The following is a 23881-nucleotide window of genomic DNA, read 5'->3' on the forward strand; positions in this document are numbered from 1 at the left end:
AGACCGTATATATGACAGCAAACCTGTCCCTGCTATCGTTGAATGACACCTTGCAATACTGGAGGAGACCATATATGCACTTTGGTTAAGAGATTTATTACCCAGAGTTTAAGCTAACTAATAAAAAAGAATCAGCATGGAACAAAAAACACAATCTCTTCCCGCACAAAAAAATATTGCTTTAGTTGCCCACGACGGTAAAAAAGCAGCATTAAAATTATGGTGTGAAAAGCACAAAGAAATACTAAGTAAGCACACTTTATATGGTACAGGTACTACAGGGCATTTAATTCAAAAAACCACGGGACTTGATGTAGTTCAGCTATTAAGTGGCCCTATGGGCGGCGATCAACAACTTGGCGCTAAAATAGCTGAACATGAGATACATGTTTTGATATTTTTTTGGGACCCATTAGCATCACAGCCTCATGACCCTGATGTTAAAGCACTGCTGCGTTTAGCCGCTGTTTGGAATATTCCGGTGGCGTGTAATGAGGTAAGTGCAGATATGTTATTAAGCTCACCACTTATGGATGTAGAGCTTGAACGTACATTGCCAGATTACGAAAAATACCTCGCAACCCGACAAATAGATCTTTAAACCTCAATTGTAATCTAGGTTATTTATAAAGCATGCTGGCCCATTTAGTCAGGCCAGCAGTAACACTACCAAAGTGGTCCCCGTTAACCATTTTTATATTGCCTAAGTGCTCACTTAAAGCCGCTTTAATCAATGGTGATTGTGCACTGCCACCTGTTAAGTAAATAATGTCTGGCGTGGTCGCAGCGTCGCTGATTGCTTGTTTTGCTAAAGTCACTATTTGACTAATGCTACTCTCAACGGCAACAGCTAAATCGCTTACCGATACATTTTTATTCAGCCCACTATCTAAAAAGCTTAAATCACAATCAAACGCACTAGCTGATGAAAGTGCTATTTTAGCCGCTTCACCTTGCTGTACTAACTGATGACCTTGCTTGTTTTGCTGTAAATGTATTAAACGCTTATAAAGCTCAGGTGCACTTACATCACGTAATTGTGCATTTAGCTCTCGGGTATGGCTTTCACTATAAAATTGACTTTGTAAGTTTACATCGTTAATTTTACACGCTTGCCAAAACGCTTGATTAGGCAAAGGTAGACCTGATTTAAACGTACTGCCTAAACCCAATAACGGCATTAAACCATGAAAGCTCAAAGCAATATCTAAATCGTTTCCGCCAACACGTTTACCACTGTGAGATAAAAAATCGCCATCGCGCTGGCTATTTCCTCTAAAACTCGGGCCCATTTGTACAAACGAGCAGTCACTCGTACCACCACCAATATCAATAACGAGTACTTTTTGATCCTGAGTTAAATCACTCTCGTAATCGATACCCGCAGCAAGTGGCTCATATAAAAACTCTACGTCTTTAAAACCAGCGCGTTTAGCAGCACGTTCTAAAATACCGACCGCTTGTTGATTTGATTGCTCACCACCCACAGCTTGAAAGTTTACTGGGCGACCAATCACTGTTTGTGTAAGTGTTTTACCTAAAGAGAGCTCAGCGCGTTGCTTAATTTTTAAGATCATCGCGGTTGCGATATCTTCAAAAAAGTTAATTTGACCTTGCTTTAAACCTGTTGCGCCAAAAAATGATTTAGGGGACTTAACAAAATAGCCTTCTTCAGGGAACTGCACGTACTCGCTAATCGCTTCACGACCAATAAATAGGGTTTCATCTGAAGGCTGTAAATCAAGGTCTGACTTAATACGAGGTAAGGTATTTAATAATGCTTGGCGCTGTGTTAAAAAGTCATGCTCATGGGCTGTGCCATGTAAATGCTTAGCAACAAAGTCAACAACCAAGGCACTGTGATGAGTGTAAAGTGTAGACGGTAAGTAATGTTTTCCTTGCTCTAGCGGTACTAATTGAACATTACCCTCGCTCATTACACCCATAGCACAATTAGAACTACCGTAATCAAAACCTACAAACATACTTCACCACACATTACCAAAAAGGCCGCGCAATTTAGCACACTTTGTAAAAATTATAAATGCTATAAACTATCTCTTACTCGTAAAAAACTAGCAAAACGCGGTAAACCGTTTTTTGTTAATCCATGAAATCGGTACGTTACAGTGCTACCTATCTCAGGCGCAGTGGAGCGCTCTGCATCACTAAATCCAGTACCAATAGAAAACACCTGCCCTTGTGCTGTTTTTACCCTTAATGCCCCTAACATACCTTGGTATTTTCCTTTACCTGGTAAATGCGCAATCACAACCGCTTCTGCATCTAAATAAGGTTTTAATTTTAGTAATGCACTGCTTCGCCCATTGCTGTGCTTAGCACTAGCCAAATGTAGCATTACGCCCTCGCCGCCCTGCTTAGTTATGTTTTCAAAATATTCTGTGAGCTGCTCATTATTAGTAAAGCTATATTGAACTACAACGCTAATGTGCGGCGAGTTTAGGCTAGTAATAAGCTCATTATAGTTTTTATAACGAGTGCTAAAAGGCAGATTTTCATCTGGCATATCAAATACTTTATAAGTAATAGTTTGCCAATCATGATTATTAGGTTTTTTAGTTCTGACTATGCCACTAAGCGCAGAAAAGTGCTCACGCTTGGTCCATAGCTCACCATCAAGCCATACATTTGGCAATGGCGCTGTAAACCAACTCGGCGCATTAATAATATTGCCCTTGCGAGTAACAAACTGCGTGCCGGTCCATATAGCTCTTACGCCATCATATTTTTCACTGACTAAATACTTACTTACATCGTAATGCTTAGTTTCGTCATATACTTTCGCGAGTAAAACAGAGGGTTGTGCTGCACTTATACATTGCGTAAAAAGTACAAAAACAATTAAAAACAGGTGTTTAATAGTAGACATTGGCGCATCCAAGCAAGTAAAAGTTGGCCTAAACTATAGTTGAGATTGCACCCATTGCCAAAACTCATCTAAGTTACTCATTTTATAGGTAGCTTGGCTAAAATCGTGATCTTTTGTGTGGCTATTAGCAATGGCTACAACACGTAACAAGGCGTTACTGGCCGCCGTAACGCCGGTAAATGTATCCTCAACGGCGATTGCATTGCCTGCCTGTATATTTATCTGCTTAAGTGCCAGTAAATATGGGTCTCCAGCAGGTTTAGGATTAGTTACATCGTCTTTTGTTACCACCGTGTCAAACAGCTCATAAAACCCTAAACCTTTAAGTATTGGCATAGCTTCACTTTTAGCACTGCCCGTTACTAGGGCCATTTTTAAGCCACTCGCTTTTACAGCTTTCAACGTTTGCTCAGTAAACGGCATCAGTGGTGGTAAATGTGTTATTACATATTCGCCAAATAAGCGGTATTTTTCATCCGCTAAAAACTGTGCGCTTACTGATAAGTTATGCTCTTGCTTAATTTCGATTGCAGCTTCTAAAGTGGGTCGTCCTGAAAAGCGCTGACAAAAATTATTTTCTAAATAACTAACACCATAAGGCTTAAGTAGTTTACTCCAACATACAAAGTGCATGCTTTCTGAATCAACTAATGTGCCATCCATATCAAATAATACTGCTTCTAATGTCATCCTCATTCCTTATTTAACCTAAGCCAAATTTTGACAATAAAAAAGGCGCCTTGAGCACCTTTTATTAAATTGTTGTTATTGCGTTAAGCCTGCTGGTGGCTCACCCGTTGCTTCCTCACCCGTATCAACATCAACAAGCTCGTAGCCACGCGTTTTACGCATAACTTTAAGTACAGGCTTTTCAAATGCTGTTTTTAAACGATCTGAGTCATCTTTCAACTCATCAAGTGTTGTACCAAAAGGGGCTGCGCCTGTTTCTGACCAGTTAGTCACTTTACCGTTCAGGTTATATTCTACTTCGTGTATTTGATATTGCGCTGCTTCGTCTTTCGTTGCTTCACAAAAAATCACACGGTAATTCCAAAATCCAGCCATTGCTCTTCTCTTTAAATAAACCAATTAGGCGCTACTTTAGCAGCTCTAAAAGGGGTTATACAAATAAAAAAGCCTGCGCAATGCAGGCTTTTAAAATAAATACTTTTAGCTATTAGTTAGAAAAATCTAACTTTAAACTCAGCACCTACATAACGTTCTTCGTTAACAATACCCGTATTGTTATTAAAGTCTACAGCACCAATAACTTGTTGCTCGTCAAATAAGTTACGAACAAAAGCGGCTACTTCGTATTCGTAATCGCCTTCAGACCATGTGTAACCTGTACGCAAACCTGTTTCAATAAGCTCTTTACCTTCAAACTCTACTGATTCGTAAAGGAACATATTGATTTTACTGCGATAAGAAATATCACCGCTAGCGAAGAAGTTACCATCGGCAAGTTCTTTAGTGTAGCGAAGCGTAAAGTTAGAGATCCACTCAGGAGCATGCGGTAAGCTATTACCATCAAGTATTGCACGATCTTCAGGACCAAACGCACCTGCTACTTGGAAAGTCGGGTCTGTTACCGTACATTGTGCACAAACAGCCACAGCTAAATCGTTATCTTTAATTTCTGTTTTATTGTAGCTTAAGTTAAACGTTGCATTAAACTCATCGCTTAATACCCACTGCGTATCTAACTCAAAACCATAGCCAGTCGTTTTATCAGCATTAACTAAACGGTTAAAGTTAGCACCACCGCCTACAGCGGTAAGTTGCTGGTCGTCCATTGTGTAATAAAACACAGTCGCGTTAACACGACCTTGGCCATCTAACACGTCTGATTTAATACCTGTTTCGTACGATGTTACAGTTTCTGATTCAGCTGTTGTTACATCATCACCAAACAAAATACGACCTTGTAAACTAGGTGCGCGGAAGCTATTTGCTACACGGCCGTACCAGTTAACATCATCGTTTACTTTATAATTTGCAGATAAATCCCAGCTAACATGGTCGTCACTAACGTCACGCTCTACAAGTAATGCACCGCCGCCAATTGGGCTAAGTGTACGATCAGCTACAAAATCTTTATCATCATCAGAGTAACGAAGACCCGCTGTTACTTTTAAATCATCTGAAAAAGTATAATCTACAGAACCAAATATAGCCCATGCAGTTGTGTCTTGTTGTTGGCGAACATAACCATTTAAAACACCATTATTTGAAGTGTCATAACTAAAGTTTTCAATCGTTAGTTCTTCATCAAAGTAAAATACACCTACTTGATAATTTAAATCACCATCAAAGTTACTAGATAAGCGTAGTTCTTGCGTTAACTGGTCATGATCTGGAATGCCATCAGCACTTTCTGAAGAGAAAGGAATAAAACCAGGTCCCATAGCAACTGGAACGTCATCTATTGAGAAGCCACCGTAACCGCCGTCAATATCAGCGCGCGAATATATTTCAGCACTTTCCCATGCAGAAATTGAAGTGATTGTGTGATTTTTAAGTTCCCACTCAAGCTTTAAGCTTGCACCTTCAGATTCTACTTGTTGAGTAGAACGAGATGCTGCATCTTGATAAACAACATCACTTTCGTAATTATCTACTAGCTCGTTAGTACCCGTTTAATTACATTTGCACGAAAGGCAATTGGCGAGCCATCTAAATCACGTGTGTGATAGTTTAATAAAGCAGTAAAATCATCGCCTTCATATAAAAACTGAACGCGTGCCGCTTTTTCAGTGTAACCACCTTGCTCGTCTTTAGCTTCAAAGCCTGGAGCTTGGTTATCAATGTAATCGTCTTTATCTTGCCATAATAATGAAACACGAGCAGATAAACGGTCAGTTAAAGCACCACCTACAGCACCACTTGTGTCTACAGCGCCACGGCTACCGTATGAAACAGAGCCATAACCATCAAATTCTTGGCTTGGTTTAACAGTATCAAACTTAACAAGGCCAGCCGGCGTGTTACGTCCAAATAAAGTTCCCTGTGGTCCACGTAATACTTCTACGCGTTCAACATCAAATACTGGGAAGCCTTTTAAAATTGCATTTTCTTGAACGACTTCATCAACAACAAGTGATACTGGTTGTGATGCATTCAAATCGAAATCGGTATTACCTAAACCACGAACGTAAAAGCGTGGGAATGAACGACCAAATGAAGATTCAATAGATAAACTTGGAATTTTCGCATTTAAAAAACGAATATCCATACCAGCTGAGCTATACGCATCAAGGTTATCACCTTGTAGAGCAGATACTGCTACTGGTACTTCTTGAGCGTTTTCTACACGTTTACGAGCTGTTACTTGAATAACTTCTAGTTGATTACTTTTTTTAGCTGTTTTTTCTTCAGCAGCTAAAGAAGAAAATGAAGTACCTGCTACTGCAGAGAACAACGTTGCATTGATTAGGGTAGCTAACGTAGATCTTTTCATTGCTTTCATGTTGGGTTTAACCTTTTTTGTGCACTCTTGTTCAACGGTTTTTTGTGTTGCGCAATGTATTCATTGCGGGCTCGTTCAATTTTTCGCGACTTGCGTCATGCGCGCGGACCTTATTACCGAGAGTACAAAAACGATGTTATAAGGCTGAACGAACGATTAAGATTATACCATTGTGTGACAATTTTACTGCATAAATATAGACATAATTAGAAACTTTTTTGCAACATTTAACTACAAAATCACGTGTTTTTATCACTATTTAGATGCGAAATTCTAATATTAAGGACATATGTCCTTTATTGGATTTAATAAAATGGAGTAGGAAGAAGGGATTGTTTTACATGTTAACCTAAAATAGAAACACCTGTGTTTTTATTAAAAGCCGCCCAAGAGCGACTTTTAATATTTACCATATTTGAGCTATGAGCGCTTAAATGCAATTTCACCGTCGATATGAATATCACGCTGCGGAAAAGCAATCACTACATCATGCTTTTCAAATACAGCGTAAATACTAAAACGAATATCACTGCGTACTTTTCTAAGCATGGTTTCAGACTCGGCGCACACCCAAAAAATAGCGTTAAATACGAGCGAGCTATCTGCAAAGTCATCAAATAACACCGATGACTTTGGATTAGCCAATATTGCTTCATGATCATCAAGCACTTGTTGAATAAGCTTTTTAACCAGTATCACGTCTGATCCATACGCAACACCTACACTGACCGATGAGCGTGCATTGCCATCTATTAGCGTCCAGTTTGTTACTGTATTTTCGAGCAATTGAGAATTAGGAATAAGCATATGTACGCCGTCATTTCGGCGAATACGCGTTGAGCGAGTATTAATTGTTTCTACCACGCCTTTTGCATTGCCTACCTCTAAAAAGTCACCAATACGTATTGGGCGTTCCCACATTAGTATCCAGCCACTAATAAAGTTATTGATAATATTTTGAGCACCAAAGCCTACACCAATGGCTATTGCACCTGAAACAAAAGCAAACGCAGTAAGCGGTATGCTTAATACTTCTAAAGATGTAAAAATTAAAATAGCGATACTTAAAATAAAGTAGATACGTGTAAATAAATGCACGGCATCTTGGCTTAACTTTTTTGCCAATAATGTTTTTGTTATTAGCTTGCCAATACGCGTCACAATAAACCAAATAGCGAAAAGTATTAAAGGCACTTTAATAATTTTCGCTACGGTAATGTGTACATCGCTGTAACTAAATACAACAAAGGCAAGAATTTGGTTTATGTGTTCTAAGGTCATTTATTTTCCAAAACAAGCAAAGGAGCGCTTTAAATTTAAATCGCTATAAAGTGAAAGCGGTTCAGTGTTGGGTAAGTTTAGCAGTCATAATATAACTAAAACGCCAAGTTAATAAGTTCAATATACTTTTTATGAACAATTTATTAACTCTTTATTGCACCGAGTGCTATATAAATAGTGTACAAGCACTGGAGATCACATATGACACAACTTACTTTAAATCAAAGACTCGCTACTTTGCAGCCGCAGGTAGACTTACATTTATTTGAAAGCAGCCTAGATTACCGAAATAAAATTTTGTGCCTTCTTGCAGAACAAGAGCAAACACTGGCATCTATCAACAAAGAGTTTGGCCAACAACAACCTAGCAACTTTGGCTCTGAGAGAAAATTTGTACTTGGATATAACTAAGCAATTATGACTCAACGACTTATTAAGTAGCTCAGGTGTTTACTTTTAGAGCTACTTTTACCTCCCTTAAAGCTAAATATTAGCTAATTTGCGTTCAAATCCCCCTTAATACCGATAAACTTTATTGTATAAACGCCAAAATTTGATAAGTTAACTAGGTTTTTCGACTCGCAAAGCCTATTCCGGCTAATCTTTCTATGGAGTTATTATGCGTAAAACCCTGATCGCCACTACTATTGCTAGTGCCTTAATATTATCGGCCTGTTCATCTAACGATACACAAAACATGGCAAAAGAAGGCGCAGCACAAGTGCAAGACATGAACGCAAACAATGTTTTATTTAAGCCAAGCCCATTGCAATATATGGCACCAGAGTTTGATAAATTTGGTACAAAAGACTACGAAGCTGCATTCGATGCAGGTATCGCACAGCACACGGCACAAGTACAAGCCATTGCTAACAACCCTGCTCCAGCAACATTTGAAAACACATTAGTTAAAATGGAATTGTCAGGGGAGCTATTAAATCGCGTATCGGCTGCTTTTTATAACTTATCTGGTTTAATTTCAGATGCTGAATACCAGCGTATTGATGAAAAAATGGCGCCTGTATTATCTGCTCACTCAGATGATATTTACTTAAACGGTGAATTATTTAAGCGCGTACAAACAATTTACGACAATCAAGATAAATTAAACGCAGAAGATAAACGCCTAGTTGATTTTTACTACAAGCAGTTTGTAAAAGCAGGTGCTAAATTAAATGACGCTGAAAAAGCTAAAATGCGTGAAATTAACTCAGAGCTAGCTCAGCTATCTACTGCGTTTTCACAAAACATTTTAAAATCGTTTAAAGAAGACGTTATTGTAGTTACAGATAAAAGTGAATTAGCAGGTCTTTCTGAAGGCGAAATTGCAGGCCTTGCAGCTTCAGCTAAAAAAGCGGGCAAAGACGGCTACATGATCACTTTGGTAAATACAACGCAACAACCAATTTTAAGCAGCCTTGAAAACCGCGACCTACGTGAGCGAATTTTTAAAGCTTCTGCAAACCGTGCAGCAAAAACTAACGGCCCTATTATTATTAAAGAAACCAACCTACGCGCTCAAAAAGCAGAGCTTTTAGGCTACAAAGATTGGGCTTCTTATGTAATGACGTCGCGTATGGCACAAACAACTGATAACGTTTACGGCATCCTTGATGACCTAGCACCAAAAGCAGTTGAAAAAGCAAAAATTGAAGCAGCCGCTATTCAAAAAGTGATTAACGATTCAGGCGAAAGCTTTGAGCTTAAACCATGGGATTGGACTTTTTATGCTGAAAAAGTACGTGCAGAAAAGTACAACTTAGATCCAGCACTTGTTAAACCATACTTTGAAATGCAATCGGTTATTCACGATGGCTTATTCTTTGCAATGAACAAACTATACGGTATTACGTTTAAAGAACGTAAAGATCTTCCTGTTTATCATGAAGATGTAACCGTATACGAAGTATTTAATGCTGATGGCAGCGCTATTGGTTTATTTTACCTAGACCCATATGCACGTGAAGGTAAACGTGGCGGCGCATGGATGAGTGCATACGTTAGCGAAAGTGGCTTAAAAGGCACTAAACCGGTTATTTACAATGCGCAGAACATTCCAAAACCTGCTGCAGGCGAGCCTACGCTAATGACGTTTGACGAAGTGTCTACTATGTTCCATGAATTTGGTCATGCTGCACATGGGTTATTCTCAGATGTTAAATACCCAAGCCTAGCGGGTACTGCAACGGCACGTGACTTTGTTGAGTTTCCGTCGCAAGCAAATGAAGATTGGATGATTGAACCAACAGTACTTGCAAACTATGCTAAGCATTACAAGACAGGTGAGCCAATTCCACAAGCTTTACTTGATAAAGTACTTGAATCGCAAAAATTCAACCAAGGTTACGGCACTACTGAATATTTAGCCGCTGCACTACTTGATATGGAATGGCATTCATTTGGTTCTGATAAAAAAGTAGCTGACGTTCAAAAGTTTGAGCAAGACGCGCTAGAAAAACACGGTATTGCTTACTACCCTGTTCCACCACGTTACAAATCAAACTTCTTTAGCCACACATTTGCAGGTGGTTATTCAGCGGGTTACTACGCGTACCTATGGACTGAAGTGTTTGCAGCAGACGCCTTTGCACATATGGAAAACAACGGCGGCTTAACACGTAAAAATGGTGATAAGTTCCGTAAAGAAATCCTATCTAAAGGTAACAGCCGCGACTTAATGCAAAGCTACATTGAGTTTAGAGGTCAAAAACCAACTACCGACGCACTACTTAAGCGCCGTGGTTTAGTTGAATAATTAATAACTTAGTTTATTAATTAATAACTTAGTTTATTAATTAATAACTTAGTTTATTAATTATTGCTTTATAAAAGCCCGCTTGCGGGCTTTTATTGTTTATACATTAATTTATAACAGATAAACTGCTGCCATTAATTATTAAAAGACGACGGCTATGCGGTACTTATTTGCAGTAACTTTACTTTGGGCATTTTCATTTAGTTTAATTGGCGTGTATTTAGCAGGTCAGGTTGACGCATGGTTTAGTGTGTTAATTCGCATAGCACTAGCAACCCTCGTATTTTTACCATTTTTAAAGTTTAAACAAACACCTAAACCTTTAGCCTTAAAGCTCATGCTGATTGGCGCTATACAACTTGGTGTTATGTATAGCTTTTACTACCACTCCTTTTTATTTTTAAGCGTCCCCGAAGTACTGCTATTTACAGTAATGACTCCTTTGTACATTACCTTGCTAAATGATGCATTGAACAAACATTTTAACCCACGCTTTTTTATAATCGCACTTATTGCTGTAATTGGTGCAATTACCATTCGTTACGAAAACCTAAATAGCAATTTCATAATTGGCTTATTATTAGTTCAAGGTGCGAACATAAGTTTTGCTGTAGGCCAAGTAACCTATAAACGCTTAATGATGAACAATCAGCTTGATGATAAAACCGTATTTGGATGGTTTTTTATAGGCGCACTTATTATTGCCACAATTTGTTATGCATTATTTGGTAATTCAAACAAATTACCAACCACTTCTACTCAGTGGGGCATATTGATTTATTTAGGGGTTGTTGCATCAGGCCTTGGTTACTTTATGTGGAATAAAGGCGCAACACTCGTCAACGTTGGAGCTCTGGCAGTCATGAATAACTTACTTATCCCAGCAGGGATTATTGTTAACGTGCTTATTTGGAACAGAGACGCTGACATAGTTAGGTTAAGTATTGGTGCAGCTATAATGTTAGGTGCATTATTAGTGAATCAAATGCTTAATAAAAAAGTAAATTAATAAACTTGTAGCTAAATTGTCATTAATAATCATTAAGGTAGTACAAATTTTACTTTTAAGGATAAACAATGAAACGTATTACCTTACTTACAGGCTGTATATTGTTAGCCACACTTGCTGGCTGCGACGACGATGTAGAAATAATAGAAAAAGAAGTGGTTGTTACCAGCACCGAAGTTGAGATTGTTGAAATACCTACGCCTGTTATTGTAGAAGTACCAAACGGTGATGCGCCAGATATTCAACTAGGCACTCGTCCATATTATTTAGTCAATGATATGAGCGACAGCGCTTTAAAAACACAATTAGAGTCATGCAGTGAAGGTCCTTTTTACCGCACCGACTTTTCTATTGGTCATCGCGGTGCATCAATGCAATACCCTGAGCACACCAAAGAAGCCTACATTGCTGCAGCTAGAATGGGCGCAGGCATTGTTGAATGCGATGTTACATTTACAAACGATAAAGAACTAGTATGTCGCCACTCTCAATGCGACTTACACACCACAACTAATATATTAGCCATTCCTGAGCTTGCAGCTAAATGCAGTGTGCCATTTACACCAGCCGACCCTGCTAATGGTATTGCCGCATCAGCTAAATGTTGTACCAGCGATATAAGCTTAGCGGAGTTTTTAACCCTTGAAGGTAAAATGGATGGTGCAAACACTAATGCAACGACCGTTGCCGATTACATAGATGGCACACCAAGTTGGCGCACTGATTTATACGCCACCAGCGGCACATTAATGACTCATAAACAAAGCATTGCACTGTTTAATGGGATGGGGGTGAAAATGACCCCAGAACTTAAATCGCCACAAGTAAGCATGCCATTTGATGGAATGACGCAAGAGCAATATGCGCAAAAAATGCTAGACGAGTACACTCAAATGGGCGTGCCAGCTTCAAAAGTTTATCCGCAATCGTTTAACCTTGATGACGTAAAATACTGGATTAACACTAACCCTGACTTTGCAGATAAAAGCGTATACCTAGATGGTCGCGACAGTGAAGCCGGATTTGATCCAAGTAACCCACAAACATGGCAACCTGGTATGGACGAACTTGTGGCTGACGGCGTTAAAATTTTAGCCCCTCCAATTTGGATGATGCTAACAATAGATAACGAAAATAATATCGTGCCATCACAATACGCAATTGACGCAAAAGCAGCAGGTTTAGAGCTTATTGCATGGAGCCTTGAGCGCTCAGGTCCGCTTAATGAAGGCGGTGGATATTACTATCAATCTATTGCTGATGTTATAGATAACGATGGCGATATGATGACGGTTGTTGACGTGCTCGCAAAAGACGTAGGGGTAATGGCTATATTTTCAGATTGGCCGGCTACCGTAAGTTATTACGCTAGTTGTAATAAAATGCCTGCAAGTATTTAAATACTCGACAACAAAAGTCGTTTATTTTATCGCGCTCAGTTACCATATCATTATATATAATTTTATTTAACTGAGCGCTTTTATGATAATTCAACAACATAACGCAGACTTGCCAACACCTACAGGTTTAATGCGAACAACCGTATATCGCCCTCAGGCGCAAGGGCAATTCCCTGCTATTATTTTTTATTCTGAAATTTTTCAGCAAACTGCACCTATTGCTCGCAGTGCAGCTATTTTAGCAAGCCATGGTTTTGTAGTGTTCGTACCGGAAGTATTTCACGAGTTAAATCCTATGGGCACTGTGCTTGCTTACGACGATGCAGGTAAAGATAAAGGCAATGCAGATAAGTGGGAAAAACCACTTGAGCATCATGATAGCGACACGCAAGCCATGATCGACTTTATAAAGCAGCAGCATTACTGCACAGGTACAGTGGGCGCTATGGGCGTATGTATTGGAGGGCATTTAGCTTATAGAGCGGCGCTTAACCCTGAAATTAAAGCGGCTTTTTGCTTATACGCGACTGATATTCACAGCGACACATTACCGGCAAAATCAGGTAATAACTCATTTGAACGCATGGCTGATATACAAGGCGAAATTCACTTTATATGGGGTAAACAAGACCCGCATGTGCCACAAGAAGGTCGCACTAAAATATACCAGCAATGCGTAAGCACTGGCATTAATTACCAATGGCAAGAAGTTAACGCCCAGCATGCCTTTATGCGTGATGAAGGTGAGCGATACGATGCAGCCCTTGCAATTAATATGTATCAACAAGCGGTTGCATTATTTAGCCGTACTTTATAAGTATTTTATAAATGCTTTATAAATATTTTAAAAGCGAAAATAATTAAACGCTTTTCAGCATACCCAAGGCGGTATGCTGTTTTACAAAATATGCTTTTAGGTAATCAATAAATAATCGTAGTTTTTTAGAACCCGCAGCCCCTGGCGGAAATACCCCGTACAGTTCAATATCTTTGCTTTTATAATCATCTAATATTATTTCAAGTAGCCCAGCTTGTACTTTAGGCCACGCATCGTAAAGCGGAATACGCCCAATGCCATGCCCCGCTTCTACAAAGGCAGTACGTGCAGCTGCGTTATTAGTACTTAACCCGCCTTGCATTGCAATGTCGTGTTTTTTGCCATCTTTTGAAAGTGTTAAAGTTTTACTTCCTAGTTGATAAACCACCCATTGATGATCTGCCAATTCTAAAGGAGTTTTAGGTTTACCAAAATGTGTAAAGTAATCCGGCGCGCCACAAATACAAGTGCTCATTGTCGTCAGCTTGGTTGCTTGCAAGTTGGAGTCACTCAGTGCCACACCCCTAATTGCAAAATCGAACCCATTTTTAATAATATCAACCACATCGTCAGTAAGCTGTAAGTCTATTTTAATTTTAGGGTATTGGCGCTTAAACGTATTTATTGCGGGCACAATTAGCTGCATTCCCACATTCACAGGGCAGCTAATTTTAAGTAAACCTTGTGGCTCACTCTTTATATTTTCTATTTGCTGATTAGCTGCATTAGCTTGTTCGGTAATTATTCTACAACGCTCATAATAAGCAATGCCCGCCTCAGTTAGCGCCATGGTACGAGTTGAGCGATTTAATAAAGTGACTTCAAGTTGGGTTTCTAACTTTTTTAAATGATAACTTGCTACTGCTCGCGTAAATCCTAACTGTTTAGCCGCAGCGGTTAAGCTGCCCTGCTCTACAATTTGCGCAAATACGACCATGCTCTTTAACTGCTCAAACGACACCTTCATATGTGCTCCGTAGCGTGTTTTAAATTCAACCCCTCTATTGTATCAATTATTAAATCAATAAAGTTAAATTTATCATCGTTGTTTAAAGCTCTTTTAGTGCATATAGTAATTGGTAAGCAAGATAAACTAATTCAAATCATCAGAAGGAATATATTCAATGTCTAAAAAAATACTTATGGTTCTTACATCTCACGCAGAACTTGGTAACACTGGCGAAAAAACAGGTTTTTGGGTAGAAGAATTTGCAGCCCCTTATTATGCATTTGTTGATGCAGGCGTTGAAGTAACATTAGCGTCTCCAGCTGGCGGTCAACCACCCATTGATCCGACAAGTACGCTTGTCGATTTTCAAACAGATGCAACAAAACGTTATGACGCAGATAGCGCAGCGCAAACCCTTATGGCAAACACTAAAGTGTTGAGTGAAGTAAAATCTAACGATTTTGATGCTGTATTTTACCCAGGCGGTCACGGTCCATTATGGGACTTAGTTGACAACACTGATTCAATCTCACTTATCGAAAGCTTTGTAAAAGAGCAAAAGCCTGTTGCTGCGGTATGTCATGCAAGTGCTGCATTTTTAAATGTTAAAGATGCTGATGGCAATGCATTAGTAGCGGGTAAAAAAGTAACTGGTTTTACTAACTCTGAAGAAGCTGCAGTGCAACTTACCGATATCGTGCCATTTTTAGTTGAAGACGAGCTAATTAAAAAAGGTGGCGATTATCAAAAAACTGACGACTGGGGTGTATTAGCACTAGAAGACGGTTTAGTAATTACCGGCCAAAACCCAGCAAGCTCTGAACTAGCTGCAAAAAAACTATTAACTAAATTAGGTTAATAGTGAGTAATAATTAAAATTAAGCACAGCATTTTATGCTGTGCTTTTTTAATTGCTTTTCATTAGCAAATACAATTCCTATACTGGCAACTCTTAAAGTCAATTAGGGCGATTATATGGCAACCAAGCCAACCACACTGTCATTACTAACGAGTACCCGTTTCGCAATATTTAGTATTGTTGTTATTTGCTTCGTACTACAGGTGATCAATAGTCTACCTGGCATAAATCTTAATGGTTTAGGCATATATCCACGCAGTATCCAAGGATTAATTGGCATACTATGCGCACCTTTTTTACATGGTAGCTGGTGGCACTTTGCCAGTAATATGATCCCATTTGTAGTATTAAGCTGGCTAATTTGCCAGTACAGCGTAAAACGTTTTTATAACGTATTTATTTTTACCGCTCTAGTCGGTGGACTCTTAGTTTGGGCATTTGGGCGCAGTAACATACATGTTGGTTTAAGCGGTGTTATATATGGTTTATGGGGCTTTATTCTATGCTACGGCTTAGTAAGACGCTCATTAAAATCAATTATAATTGCAGTTGTAGTGGCTATACTTTATAGCGGTTTTATATGGGGTGTTTTACCTCAGCGCTATCATGTATCGTTTGAAAGCCATTTATTTGGAGCGCTAAGCGGGTTGTTTTTAGGTTATAGATTAGCAAAAGCCGATAAATTAAAAGGTCGGTAAATTAAGTATTAGGGCCTTTAATTTATTTTTTATGGCCACATTTACCATATATGTATTTCATCTAACAGAGGTTATTTATGAGTGATAAAAACGAATACACGCCACCAAAAGTATGGACGTGGGAAAGTGAAAGTGGCGGTAAGTTTGCCAGCATTAACCGCCCAATCGCAGGCGCGACTCATGACAAAACTCTACCTATTGGTGAGCACGCATTTCAGCTTTATTCTCTTGCGACACCTAATGGCCAAAAAGCTACAATCATGTTTGAAGAGCTTTTACAGCTTGGTTGCACCGATGCAGACTATGACGCATATTTAATAAACATAGGTGATGGCGATCAGTTTGGATCTGACTTTGTTGATATTAATCCAAACTCAAAAATCCCAGCGCTAATGGATCATTCAACCACGCCGCCTACTCGCATCTTTGAATCAGGTTCTATTTTACAGTATTTGGCTGAAAAATTTGATGTACTTATACCTAAAGATCTAAAAGCTAAAACAGAGTGTCGTAACTGGCTATTTTGGCAAATGGGCTCAGCACCTTACTTAGGTGGTGGGTTTGGTCATTTTTATAGCTACGCACCAAGTAAAATGCAATACCCAATTGACCGTTTTACCATGGAAACTAAACGCCAGCTTGACGTGTTAAATCGCCATTTAAGCGAAAATGAATACATGGCAGGTGATGAATACTCAATTGCCGATATTGCAATTTGGCCGTGGTACGGATCGTTAGTGCTTGGAGCTTTATATGATGCAGCAGAGTTTTTAGATGTTGCTTCATACACCCATGTTGTACGCTGGGCTACGCAAATATCAGAGCGCCCCGCTGTAAAGCGTGGTCGTCGCGTAAATCGCACATGGGGTCCTGAAGAAGAGCAAATGGCAGAGCGCCATAACGATAGCGATTTCGAAGGTTAAATCTATAGAACAGCAAGTAAAGTCGTTAACACTTTAACCTGCTTGATAATTTTAAGGCTCAAAATAAATATTTATTTTGGGCCTTTTTACTTTTTAAACTTTTTTTATCCCTCCCGTAAACTATATTTACTTTACATTAAAGTTTTATTTAGCTGCGTAAAGGCTTATTAAGCTCTTTGTATTACCAGTATTGCATTAGTGTAATTTGCTAAATGGTTTACTTAATTTCCTAGGGGTTGTTTTTGAAAAAGGTTTTAATTAGTGCCATATAACAATTTAAGTAATAATGAGCGAAAAGAAGCGCTCAAAATTTTATACTCGAATGCTATTTCCGGAATTGCAGTCTCTGTACTAGTCAGCGTTGCTTTAGTATTTGCTTTTGATATAACTAATGAGAAAACTAACCACGATAAAGTAGTCTGGTTAGGCATAATGATGTGCGTGCTTACTTTACGTATTATTGATGTAGGGCTTTTTTTGAAAGCTCAAAATTCTCGCCAACCTTACAACACACATTCTTATCTAAATCGCTTTGCTATTGGCTGTATATCAACAGCTGTGTCTTGGTGTGGTTATGCTCTTTGGTTTCATAGCACTTCATCTACGGTGGAAGTTACTACGACCATCGCTATTTTATCGGCGCTTGCCGGTGGCTCTGCAAATTTGCTGTCTGGAAGTCGTTTTACCGCTGTTCTATATAGTTTTACTTTATTGGCGCCCTACTCTTTTTTGCTAGCGCTTTCAAACGATCACTACCAACACGTATTGGGGTTATTAGGTTTAACTTTTGCCACAATCATGATTGCCTCTTCGTACAAATCAGCCACATTTACACACAGTGCAATCAAGCTCAAAAACCAAAACAGAGAGCTGCTTAATGAAATGGAAAACAAGGTCGAGCAACGCACTGAAGAAATTTACCGCTTATCGAATACCGATCCACTCACAAATCTATTAAACCGCACCGCATTTTTAAAAAATGCAAACAAACAACTAGCAGATAACCCTAAAGAACCCTTTGCTTTATTATTTGTAGATTTAGATGGTTTTAAGCAAATCAACGATTCGTTGGGTCACAAAGTAGGCGATAAAGTATTAAAAGAAATAGCACTGAGAATTAGTAATGTATGCAACCAACAACTCTATAAATGCCGTTGGGGCGGAGATGAGTTTTTAATTTTAGCAACGTATCAAAGCCAAACTGAGCTTATCGAGTTTGCTAATAAAGTGCTTCAAAGCATTAGCGCCGAGCATGAAACATATAAATATCAAAAATGGGTATCAGCAACTATTGGAATGGCCATGTACCCTGAGCACGGGAGTGATTTAAATACCTTAATTCGCTCTGCTGATATTGCAATGTATCACCAAAAACGCATGGCTAAAGGTAATATCAATATTTATAACGATTCACTCAAATTAAAACAAGAAAGAGAGTACCTGTTGAGTCAACGCCTAGCCAGTGCCATAGAAGAAAACAGTTTAAGACTAGTATTTCAGCCAATTGTAGATAGCAAAACATCAAAAGTAACCTCTTTCGAATCATTATTACGCTGGCAACTAGACGGTGAAAATATTTTCCCTGATGAGTTTATAACTATTGCCGAGCAATACGGTTTAATAACCCAAATGGGCCTCTGGGTCATAGAACAAGCATGTATACAAGCAAATAAATTCAACCATTTACCGACAAAAATTGCAGTAAGCGTGAACGTATCGGTAATACAATTACAAGATCCAAATTTTGTAACTAAGGTATTAAAAATAGTAAACAATCACCAAGTAGAGCCTAAAGATCTGCATATAGAAATTACCGAATCAGTATTTGCCGAAGATAAACTCACATTTTTGACAGCCGTTAAAGCACTACAAAAGCAAGGCTTTTGTATTTCAATTGATGATTTTGGAACTGGCTACTCATCACTATCAAGCATGCTTGATATTGGTGTAGATATAGTAAAAATAGACAGAAGTTTTATTCAAAATATGGATAAAAGAGGGTTAAGTATTATTCATGCAATTGTACAAATGGCCTCATCTTTAGATTTTACTGTTGTTGCCGAAGGCGTTGAAACTATTGAACAAGCAAACACGCTTACTAATATTGGTGTATCTCACCTGCAAGGTTATTACTTTTCAAAACCGATGGAAGTAGATTTTGTAGATGCTTATTTAAATAAGCAAAATAAGCTGTGCCGTTGATAACTAAAACCTGCTAAAAGCGCTTAACTGCCATATGAGTTTTGCACTACCTTTTTTATTAGGGCTTGTTTATCTTTCGAGGTTGAATTTGCAGCAGACTGTTTGGTATTTGGGCAATACAGAGCCTATGTAGTGTGGTTATTCCCCATAAATAGGCGATAACGCAGCATTAATGCCAAACATGCGCTGCCCGAAGGGTTCTGCCTAGGGGAAATTGACTCTTTGTTACTAGGTTACAAACCTCGCGCCGCAATTAAATCTTCCTTGGGTTGAACAAAGTTCAATCCTGAAAGGTCAATAAGCCCTCCTTAAAACATAATCTTACAATTACTTACACCCAGTACATAGTTATTAGCGTAGGCTAAATATAAACCAACTTACATAAGTGTATTACGTTTAAATTTACGCTAATTAGCAAACCGCCAGCGCTTGACCCTACGTTAAGTTGTGCGCTGATGTTGCTTATATAAGTGAATAATAAAAATGTAACGATACAACTAAATATAAAAAAGGGATTTGCATGATAAAACCACTTTGCTATTCACTCATCACTTTACTTACCCCCATTAGCGCTATAGCTCAAACAATGGCAATAAAAACAACGGATGAATTAGTATCAACCGATTCAGAGATTTTATTTGCATATAATAAAGAATCAAAACAACTAGAAGCCATCAATTTACTCACATCACTAAGTAGTGAACTTGCTTTACCAAAAAATGCCATCGGGTTTGATGTGGCTACACTTGCTAACATTACCGATAAACAAGCACTCGTACTAACAAGTGATGGCGTATACAAAGCCCAAGCTGGTAAACCAACACTATTGTTTAATTATGAGTCGGTTCTAAATCAATTAAAAATAGATAAATTTGAAAAAGTAGACTTTGTCTTCGATGCCAACAACGACGGTCTAAGCGATATTTTCATCCCTGGGTTAGCAAGCAGTACTTTATACATTCAAAATAAAGATGGCAGCTTTAAGCCTAACAAATTTAAACAAACACCTATGTATGAAGGCAGCTTTTCAGGAAAAGGGCTTTCTCTAGAAGTTAATATTAACAATAAACCCGTCGTTATTGATTTTAACCACGACGGGTTAAGCGACTTGGTTTTTTCAAATGACTTTGGAGCAGATGTACTACTTGCTAATCCAGAAGGCTTTGAGCAAAAGCTCACCTCAATTGATTTTAACATCGAATTAGGCGAGCTAAGCAATGGCGAAACTCGCAAAATAAAGCAAATTATTGATATTAATAACGACGGATTTCTAGATTTTACAACTAGACAGTTTAAGCCAACGCAAGGTATGGATTCGTTAGATATAAAAATAGCACATACTTTGTACTTAGGAAGTGCTAAAGGCTTTAGTAATACGCCCATTACCTTATTTGAAACACAAGGCCCTAGTGAGTTATTGCTCAAAACTGATTTTAATAATGATGGCTTAATTGATTTACAAAAAATGGATTTAGATATTGGCTTAGGTACTATTGCGTCTATGGCATTGGGCGGTGGCAGTACTGATGTAGATGTAGAAATGAACATTTATAAGCAGCAACCCGACGGCTCATTTGCCAATAAATCGAGTATAGAACTTGATTTAGAAATGGAAGTAGGAATGAACGGCGATGATTCCGAGCCAGCCCTCTATTTAGGTGATATTAACGGCGACAGCTATATTGACGCAGTATACAAATACAGTAAAAAAACGCTCTATATTTATTACGGAGAGCAAGACTCACTCCTAAATGATAAACGTAAAAAATTAAAACTAACACTGCCTAAAAATAATAAAGATATTCTTCTGGTAGATATAAACCAAGACGGTAAAAAAGATTTTGTATTTAAATTTACCGAAGAAGATGGCACCAGCAAAATAGAAACACGCTTAAATTAAGCCAATAAAAAAGCCCAACAGAGTTAACCGTTGGGCTTTGGACTTAAGACTTTCGAGTAACAGTCAGCTTTACTCTAAGTTATAACACCTAAGCAGTTACATTTAGCAGTGAATCGCCATCACTTAAACCAAACTTCTCTTGCACTGATGCAAGGATTGATTCTTTATCTTCATCAGACAACTGGCTTGAATACTCAGTTAATAGCTCATCTAAGTAGCTGACTACTTCGTCTGTATCTACTGATTCTAATGAGTTCTGTGGCGGCGGTGGTGGTCTTTGACCTTCCACTCGTCCTGCATCACCAATGCTTTTAGCATCAAACTCAAGTTCGCTCATTAAATCAGCAAGCTCTTTTGTTGGTTCAATACCTTGTTCTTTAAATGCCGCTTGAATACTTTGCGCGTTTTCTTCGGTTAAGTTTTCAGCGTCAAACTCTGCAAGCATTTCTTTAACAAAATCGCTTTGCTCTGTTGTTAGTTTTGCAGCCTGACTACTTTGTTGCGGCATAAAATTCGCAGAACTACTGTTAATACTATTAATCATTTTAGTATCCTTTCAGCGTTCACGACGAGGTGGTTTATGATCGCTAAGTTCTTGTTCACTAATTTCGCCATTACCATCGGCATCTATAGAATCAAAAATTGTTTGTGCATCGCCGTGTGGCGGTTTTTTAGCACTAAACTCTTCAAAGCTAATTACGCCATCACCATCAGTATCAATAGTTGAAAAGTCAGGTTTTTCAGGAGGATTGTCACCGCCTCGAGCAGCTACATTAGCTGAAAAAGCAATAGATAATATTGCCACAGTGGCAAGAGTTGAAAAATGCTTCATAGTAATAACCTCGTATTTAAGAATTAAACTAAGCTTACGCTTTAAAAACGCAAACAATGTGCAAATAATGAGGAAGTAATAAATTATTTTAATAAAAAATAGTAATCTAAATGCTTATTTAAAAAGTTCTGGTTGATTGCTTTGCAATCAATATATAAGCTAATAAAATAATACGATTAATTACTCTCAGGCAGTAGTGTTACTGCCCTTAATTCTCAAAGCTGATATACTGCTTGAGCCAATTAAACAAACAAATACAGAGCACTTTCATAAATAATGATTAATAACCAACCCTACTTAGCAGGCAATCTGTGAAAATACCTAAACGCCTACAACCCCTTGTTGATGATGGCCTTATTGACGAAGTTATAAGCCGACTAATGAGCGGTAAAGAAGCCGATGTATTTATTGTCCGCTGTGGTGAGCACATTCGCTGTGCAAAAGTGTATAAAGACGCGGTTAAACGTAGCTTTAAAAAAGCGGCACAATACCAAGAAGGCCGAAAAGTACGTGGTGGACGCCAAGCGCGTGCTATGGGTAAACGTTCTAGCTATGGCCGTCAATTAGAAGAAGAGATTTGGCAAAATGCCGAAGTTGATGCGTTATCTCGTTTAGCTGGCGTGGGTGTACGTGTTCCTGATACTTACTTTTGTATTGATGGCGTGCTGCTTATGGAGCTTGTGTCGGACGAGAATGGTAACGTAGCCCCTCAACTTGGACATGTCGTTTTTAGTGAAGAGCAAGCGATTGAGCAGCATAAACTCATGATGCATTACATTAAGCTTATGCTTTGCGCAGGTATAATACACGGCGATTTATCTGAATTTAATGTACTTGTAGATAATAACGGCCCTGTAATTATAGATTTACCGCAAGCAGTTAACGCTTCAGCAAATAACAGTGCACAAGCTATGTTTGCACGCGATGTAAATAACATACGCCGCTATTATGGTGAATTTGCGCCAAGCATACTAAAAACTCAATACGCTAAAGAAATGTGGGCATTATTTGAAGAGGCCAATTTAACGCCTAATTCAACGCTTACAGGTGAATTTGAAGACAGCGATGAACTTGCTGATGTAGATTCTATTCTTGATGAAATTCAAGCTGCCGAATACGAAGAGTTTGACCGTTTAGAGCGAATTAAAAATGCTGACGATGATGAGTAACTCATCGTCATAGCTCACTAATACCTCTTACTGCGGATGCACAAATCGGTAGCCAACCCCATAAACAGACTGAATAACACTTTCAGTTTGTGTCACTTCATCTAGTTTTTTACGCAACTTTTTAATATGGCTATCAATAGTACGATGGCTCACAATACGCTGATCGGCGTACATAGTGTCCATTAAACTATCGCGCGAATAAATACGATTTGGGTTGTTAAACAAAGGTTTAAATAGCTGAAATTCAAAGTTCGTTAGCTCTATGCTGTTTGATTTGTATTTTACGCTGTAGGTACTCTCGTAGAGCTTCATTGTTGACTCTGTAACATCACTTGCGCTACTTAATCGCCTTAATATAGCTTTAACTCGCGCCACCAGCTCAGCATAACTAAACGGCTTACAAATATAATCATCTGCACCTAACTCAAGTCCAAGCAGCCTATCTATTTCTTCTACTTTTGCCGATACCATAATAATAGGCACATTTGAAAAGCGCCTGATTGCTTTACATAGTTCTATACCACTTTGACCAGGTAGCATTATGTCGAGCAAAATTACGCTCGGCCTGTTAATTTCAAGCCAAGGTAATACTTCATTTCCGTGATGTATTTGATGAGTAACAAAATGATGGCTACTTAAAAAGTCACTCATTAAGTTAGCCAGCTTTACCTCATCTTCCACAATCAGTATTTGTTCGCTCATAGAGTTCTCTGTTATTAGTAATCCAA

Annotated in this window: 21 protein-coding genes and 1 pseudogene; 12 read left to right on the forward strand and 10 right to left on the reverse strand. The window is 38.6% G+C overall.

Going from position 1 to position 23881, the window contains the following annotated elements; all coding sequences use genetic code 11:
- Positions 1-136 precede the first annotated feature (136 nt).
- Positions 137-601: a methylglyoxal synthase gene (locus AAEY68_RS10480; RefSeq protein WP_002958191.1), complete on the forward strand. Its 465-nt coding sequence runs from the start codon at positions 137-139 to the stop codon at positions 599-601.
- A 19-nt stretch (positions 602-620) separates the two neighbouring features.
- On the opposite strand, the gene yegD is transcribed toward AAEY68_RS10480, so the two are convergent.
- From yegD to AAEY68_RS10510, 6 genes and pseudogenes are all read right to left on the reverse strand, one after another.
- Complete coding sequence (yegD, locus tag AAEY68_RS10485) at positions 621-1985, reverse strand: molecular chaperone (protein ID WP_007581315.1); 1365 nt, start codon at positions 1983-1985, stop codon at positions 621-623.
- A gap of 62 nt (positions 1986-2047) precedes the next feature.
- On the reverse strand, positions 2048-2890 hold the full coding sequence (locus AAEY68_RS10490) for a DNA ligase (RefSeq protein ID WP_350585897.1): 843 nt from the start codon (positions 2888-2890) through the stop codon (positions 2048-2050).
- A gap of 33 nt (positions 2891-2923) precedes the next feature.
- Positions 2924-3580: an HAD family hydrolase gene (locus AAEY68_RS10495; protein ID WP_350585898.1), complete on the reverse strand. Its 657-nt coding sequence runs from the start codon at positions 3578-3580 to the stop codon at positions 2924-2926.
- A 75-nt stretch (positions 3581-3655) separates the two neighbouring features.
- Complete coding sequence (locus AAEY68_RS10500) at positions 3656-3955, reverse strand: hypothetical protein (RefSeq protein ID WP_007581307.1); 300 nt, start codon at positions 3953-3955, stop codon at positions 3656-3658.
- Between the two features lie 116 nt (positions 3956-4071).
- A pseudogene (locus AAEY68_RS10505) lies at positions 4072-6359 on the reverse strand (TonB-dependent receptor).
- 420 nt (positions 6360-6779) lie between these two features.
- Positions 6780-7640 (reverse strand): mechanosensitive ion channel family protein, encoded by an 861-nt coding sequence (locus AAEY68_RS10510; protein WP_007581304.1) that lies wholly within the window; start codon positions 7638-7640, stop codon positions 6780-6782.
- A 201-nt stretch (positions 7641-7841) separates the two neighbouring features.
- Between AAEY68_RS10510 and AAEY68_RS10515 the strand changes: the two genes are divergently transcribed.
- The 5 genes from AAEY68_RS10515 (at position 7842) to AAEY68_RS10535 (ending at position 13621) form a co-directional block, all read left to right on the forward strand.
- Positions 7842-8051, forward strand: a complete 210-nt coding sequence (locus AAEY68_RS10515; RefSeq protein WP_024590275.1) for a hypothetical protein — start codon at positions 7842-7844, stop codon at positions 8049-8051.
- A gap of 208 nt (positions 8052-8259) precedes the next feature.
- A complete protein-coding gene (locus AAEY68_RS10520) occupies positions 8260-10395 on the forward strand; it encodes a M3 family metallopeptidase (protein WP_197176177.1) in 2136 nt (711 codons plus the stop codon).
- A 157-nt stretch (positions 10396-10552) separates the two neighbouring features.
- Positions 10553-11404, forward strand: a complete 852-nt coding sequence (locus AAEY68_RS10525) for a carboxylate/amino acid/amine transporter (protein WP_007581299.1) — start codon at positions 10553-10555, stop codon at positions 11402-11404.
- Positions 11405-11472: 68 nt separating this feature from the next.
- Entirely contained in the window at positions 11473-12804 is a 1332-nt protein-coding gene (locus tag AAEY68_RS10530) for a glycerophosphodiester phosphodiesterase family protein (RefSeq protein ID WP_350585899.1), read from the forward strand.
- Positions 12805-12886: 82 nt separating this feature from the next.
- Positions 12887-13621 (forward strand): dienelactone hydrolase family protein, encoded by a 735-nt coding sequence (locus AAEY68_RS10535; RefSeq protein WP_024593556.1) that lies wholly within the window; start codon positions 12887-12889, stop codon positions 13619-13621.
- Positions 13622-13664: 43 nt separating this feature from the next.
- On the opposite strand, the gene AAEY68_RS10540 is transcribed toward AAEY68_RS10535, so the two are convergent.
- The gene (locus tag AAEY68_RS10540; RefSeq protein WP_024593555.1) at positions 13665-14588 is read right to left on the reverse strand and encodes a LysR family transcriptional regulator; all 924 of its coding nucleotides are present in this window, start codon (positions 14586-14588) and stop codon (positions 13665-13667) included.
- A 157-nt stretch (positions 14589-14745) separates the two neighbouring features.
- On the opposite strand from AAEY68_RS10540, the gene AAEY68_RS10545 reads away from it, so the two are divergent.
- The 5 genes from AAEY68_RS10545 (at position 14746) to AAEY68_RS10565 (ending at position 21152) form a co-directional block, all read left to right on the forward strand.
- Positions 14746-15429 carry a type 1 glutamine amidotransferase domain-containing protein gene (locus AAEY68_RS10545; protein ID WP_024593554.1) on the forward strand — a complete coding sequence of 228 codons (684 nt, stop codon included), beginning with the start codon at positions 14746-14748 and terminating at the stop codon, positions 15427-15429.
- 116 nt (positions 15430-15545) lie between these two features.
- Positions 15546-16127: a rhomboid family intramembrane serine protease gene (locus AAEY68_RS10550; protein WP_010555361.1), complete on the forward strand. Its 582-nt coding sequence runs from the start codon at positions 15546-15548 to the stop codon at positions 16125-16127.
- Positions 16128-16204: 77 nt separating this feature from the next.
- Positions 16205-17050: a glutathione-dependent disulfide-bond oxidoreductase gene (gene yghU, locus AAEY68_RS10555; RefSeq protein WP_007581288.1), complete on the forward strand. Its 846-nt coding sequence runs from the start codon at positions 16205-16207 to the stop codon at positions 17048-17050.
- A 261-nt stretch (positions 17051-17311) separates the two neighbouring features.
- Positions 17312-19252: a putative bifunctional diguanylate cyclase/phosphodiesterase gene (locus tag AAEY68_RS10560; RefSeq protein ID WP_024593553.1), complete on the forward strand. Its 1941-nt coding sequence runs from the start codon at positions 17312-17314 to the stop codon at positions 19250-19252.
- 520 nt (positions 19253-19772) lie between these two features.
- Entirely contained in the window at positions 19773-21152 is a 1380-nt protein-coding gene (locus AAEY68_RS10565; RefSeq protein ID WP_165734720.1) for an FG-GAP repeat domain-containing protein, read from the forward strand.
- An 88-nt stretch (positions 21153-21240) separates the two neighbouring features.
- Here the strand turns inward: AAEY68_RS10565 and AAEY68_RS10570 are convergent, their stop codons facing one another.
- Positions 21241-21696, reverse strand: a complete 456-nt coding sequence (locus tag AAEY68_RS10570; RefSeq protein ID WP_350585900.1) for a hypothetical protein — start codon at positions 21694-21696, stop codon at positions 21241-21243.
- Between the two features lie 12 nt (positions 21697-21708).
- On the reverse strand, positions 21709-21984 hold the full coding sequence (locus AAEY68_RS10575) for an EF-hand domain-containing protein (RefSeq protein WP_007581281.1): 276 nt from the start codon (positions 21982-21984) through the stop codon (positions 21709-21711).
- A gap of 311 nt (positions 21985-22295) precedes the next feature.
- Between AAEY68_RS10575 and AAEY68_RS10580 the strand changes: the two genes are divergently transcribed.
- On the forward strand, positions 22296-23153 hold the full coding sequence (locus tag AAEY68_RS10580) for a PA4780 family RIO1-like protein kinase (protein WP_010555357.1): 858 nt from the start codon (positions 22296-22298) through the stop codon (positions 23151-23153).
- A 27-nt stretch (positions 23154-23180) separates the two neighbouring features.
- On the opposite strand, the gene AAEY68_RS10585 is transcribed toward AAEY68_RS10580, so the two are convergent.
- Positions 23181-23855 carry a response regulator gene (locus AAEY68_RS10585; RefSeq protein WP_024593550.1) on the reverse strand — a complete coding sequence of 225 codons (675 nt, stop codon included), beginning with the start codon at positions 23853-23855 and terminating at the stop codon, positions 23181-23183.
- Between the last annotated feature and the right edge of the window lie 26 nt (positions 23856-23881).

The organism is Pseudoalteromonas sp. RB2-MNA-CIBAN-0110 (genome assembly GCF_040309305.1).
Taxonomy (GTDB): domain Bacteria; phylum Pseudomonadota; class Gammaproteobacteria; order Enterobacterales; family Alteromonadaceae; genus Pseudoalteromonas; species Pseudoalteromonas arctica.

Coding starts and splice junctions, on each gene's coding strand:
- AAEY68_RS10480 (WP_002958191.1), top strand. CDS start 137: ATGGAACAAAAAACACAATCTCTTCCCGCACAAAAAAATATTGCTTTA.
- yegD (WP_007581315.1), bottom strand. CDS start 1,985: ATGTTTGTAGGTTTTGATTACGGTAGTTCTAATTGTGCTATGGGTGTA.
- AAEY68_RS10490 (WP_350585897.1), bottom strand. CDS start 2,890: ATGTCTACTATTAAACACCTGTTTTTAATTGTTTTTGTACTTTTTACG.
- AAEY68_RS10495 (WP_350585898.1), bottom strand. CDS start 3,580: ATGACATTAGAAGCAGTATTATTTGATATGGATGGCACATTAGTTGAT.
- AAEY68_RS10500 (WP_007581307.1), bottom strand. CDS start 3,955: ATGGCTGGATTTTGGAATTACCGTGTGATTTTTTGTGAAGCAACGAAA.
- AAEY68_RS10510 (WP_007581304.1), bottom strand. CDS start 7,640: ATGACCTTAGAACACATAAACCAAATTCTTGCCTTTGTTGTATTTAGT.
- AAEY68_RS10515 (WP_024590275.1), top strand. CDS start 7,842: ATGACACAACTTACTTTAAATCAAAGACTCGCTACTTTGCAGCCGCAG.
- AAEY68_RS10520 (WP_197176177.1), top strand. CDS start 8,260: ATGCGTAAAACCCTGATCGCCACTACTATTGCTAGTGCCTTAATATTA.
- AAEY68_RS10525 (WP_007581299.1), top strand. CDS start 10,553: ATGCGGTACTTATTTGCAGTAACTTTACTTTGGGCATTTTCATTTAGT.
- AAEY68_RS10530 (WP_350585899.1), top strand. CDS start 11,473: ATGAAACGTATTACCTTACTTACAGGCTGTATATTGTTAGCCACACTT.
- AAEY68_RS10535 (WP_024593556.1), top strand. CDS start 12,887: ATGATAATTCAACAACATAACGCAGACTTGCCAACACCTACAGGTTTA.
- AAEY68_RS10540 (WP_024593555.1), bottom strand. CDS start 14,588: ATGAAGGTGTCGTTTGAGCAGTTAAAGAGCATGGTCGTATTTGCGCAA.
- AAEY68_RS10545 (WP_024593554.1), top strand. CDS start 14,746: ATGTCTAAAAAAATACTTATGGTTCTTACATCTCACGCAGAACTTGGT.
- AAEY68_RS10550 (WP_010555361.1), top strand. CDS start 15,546: ATGGCAACCAAGCCAACCACACTGTCATTACTAACGAGTACCCGTTTC.
- yghU (WP_007581288.1), top strand. CDS start 16,205: ATGAGTGATAAAAACGAATACACGCCACCAAAAGTATGGACGTGGGAA.
- AAEY68_RS10565 (WP_165734720.1), top strand. CDS start 19,773: ATGATAAAACCACTTTGCTATTCACTCATCACTTTACTTACCCCCATT.
- AAEY68_RS10570 (WP_350585900.1), bottom strand. CDS start 21,696: ATGATTAATAGTATTAACAGTAGTTCTGCGAATTTTATGCCGCAACAA.
- AAEY68_RS10575 (WP_007581281.1), bottom strand. CDS start 21,984: ATGAAGCATTTTTCAACTCTTGCCACTGTGGCAATATTATCTATTGCT.
- AAEY68_RS10585 (WP_024593550.1), bottom strand. CDS start 23,855: ATGAGCGAACAAATACTGATTGTGGAAGATGAGGTAAAGCTGGCTAAC.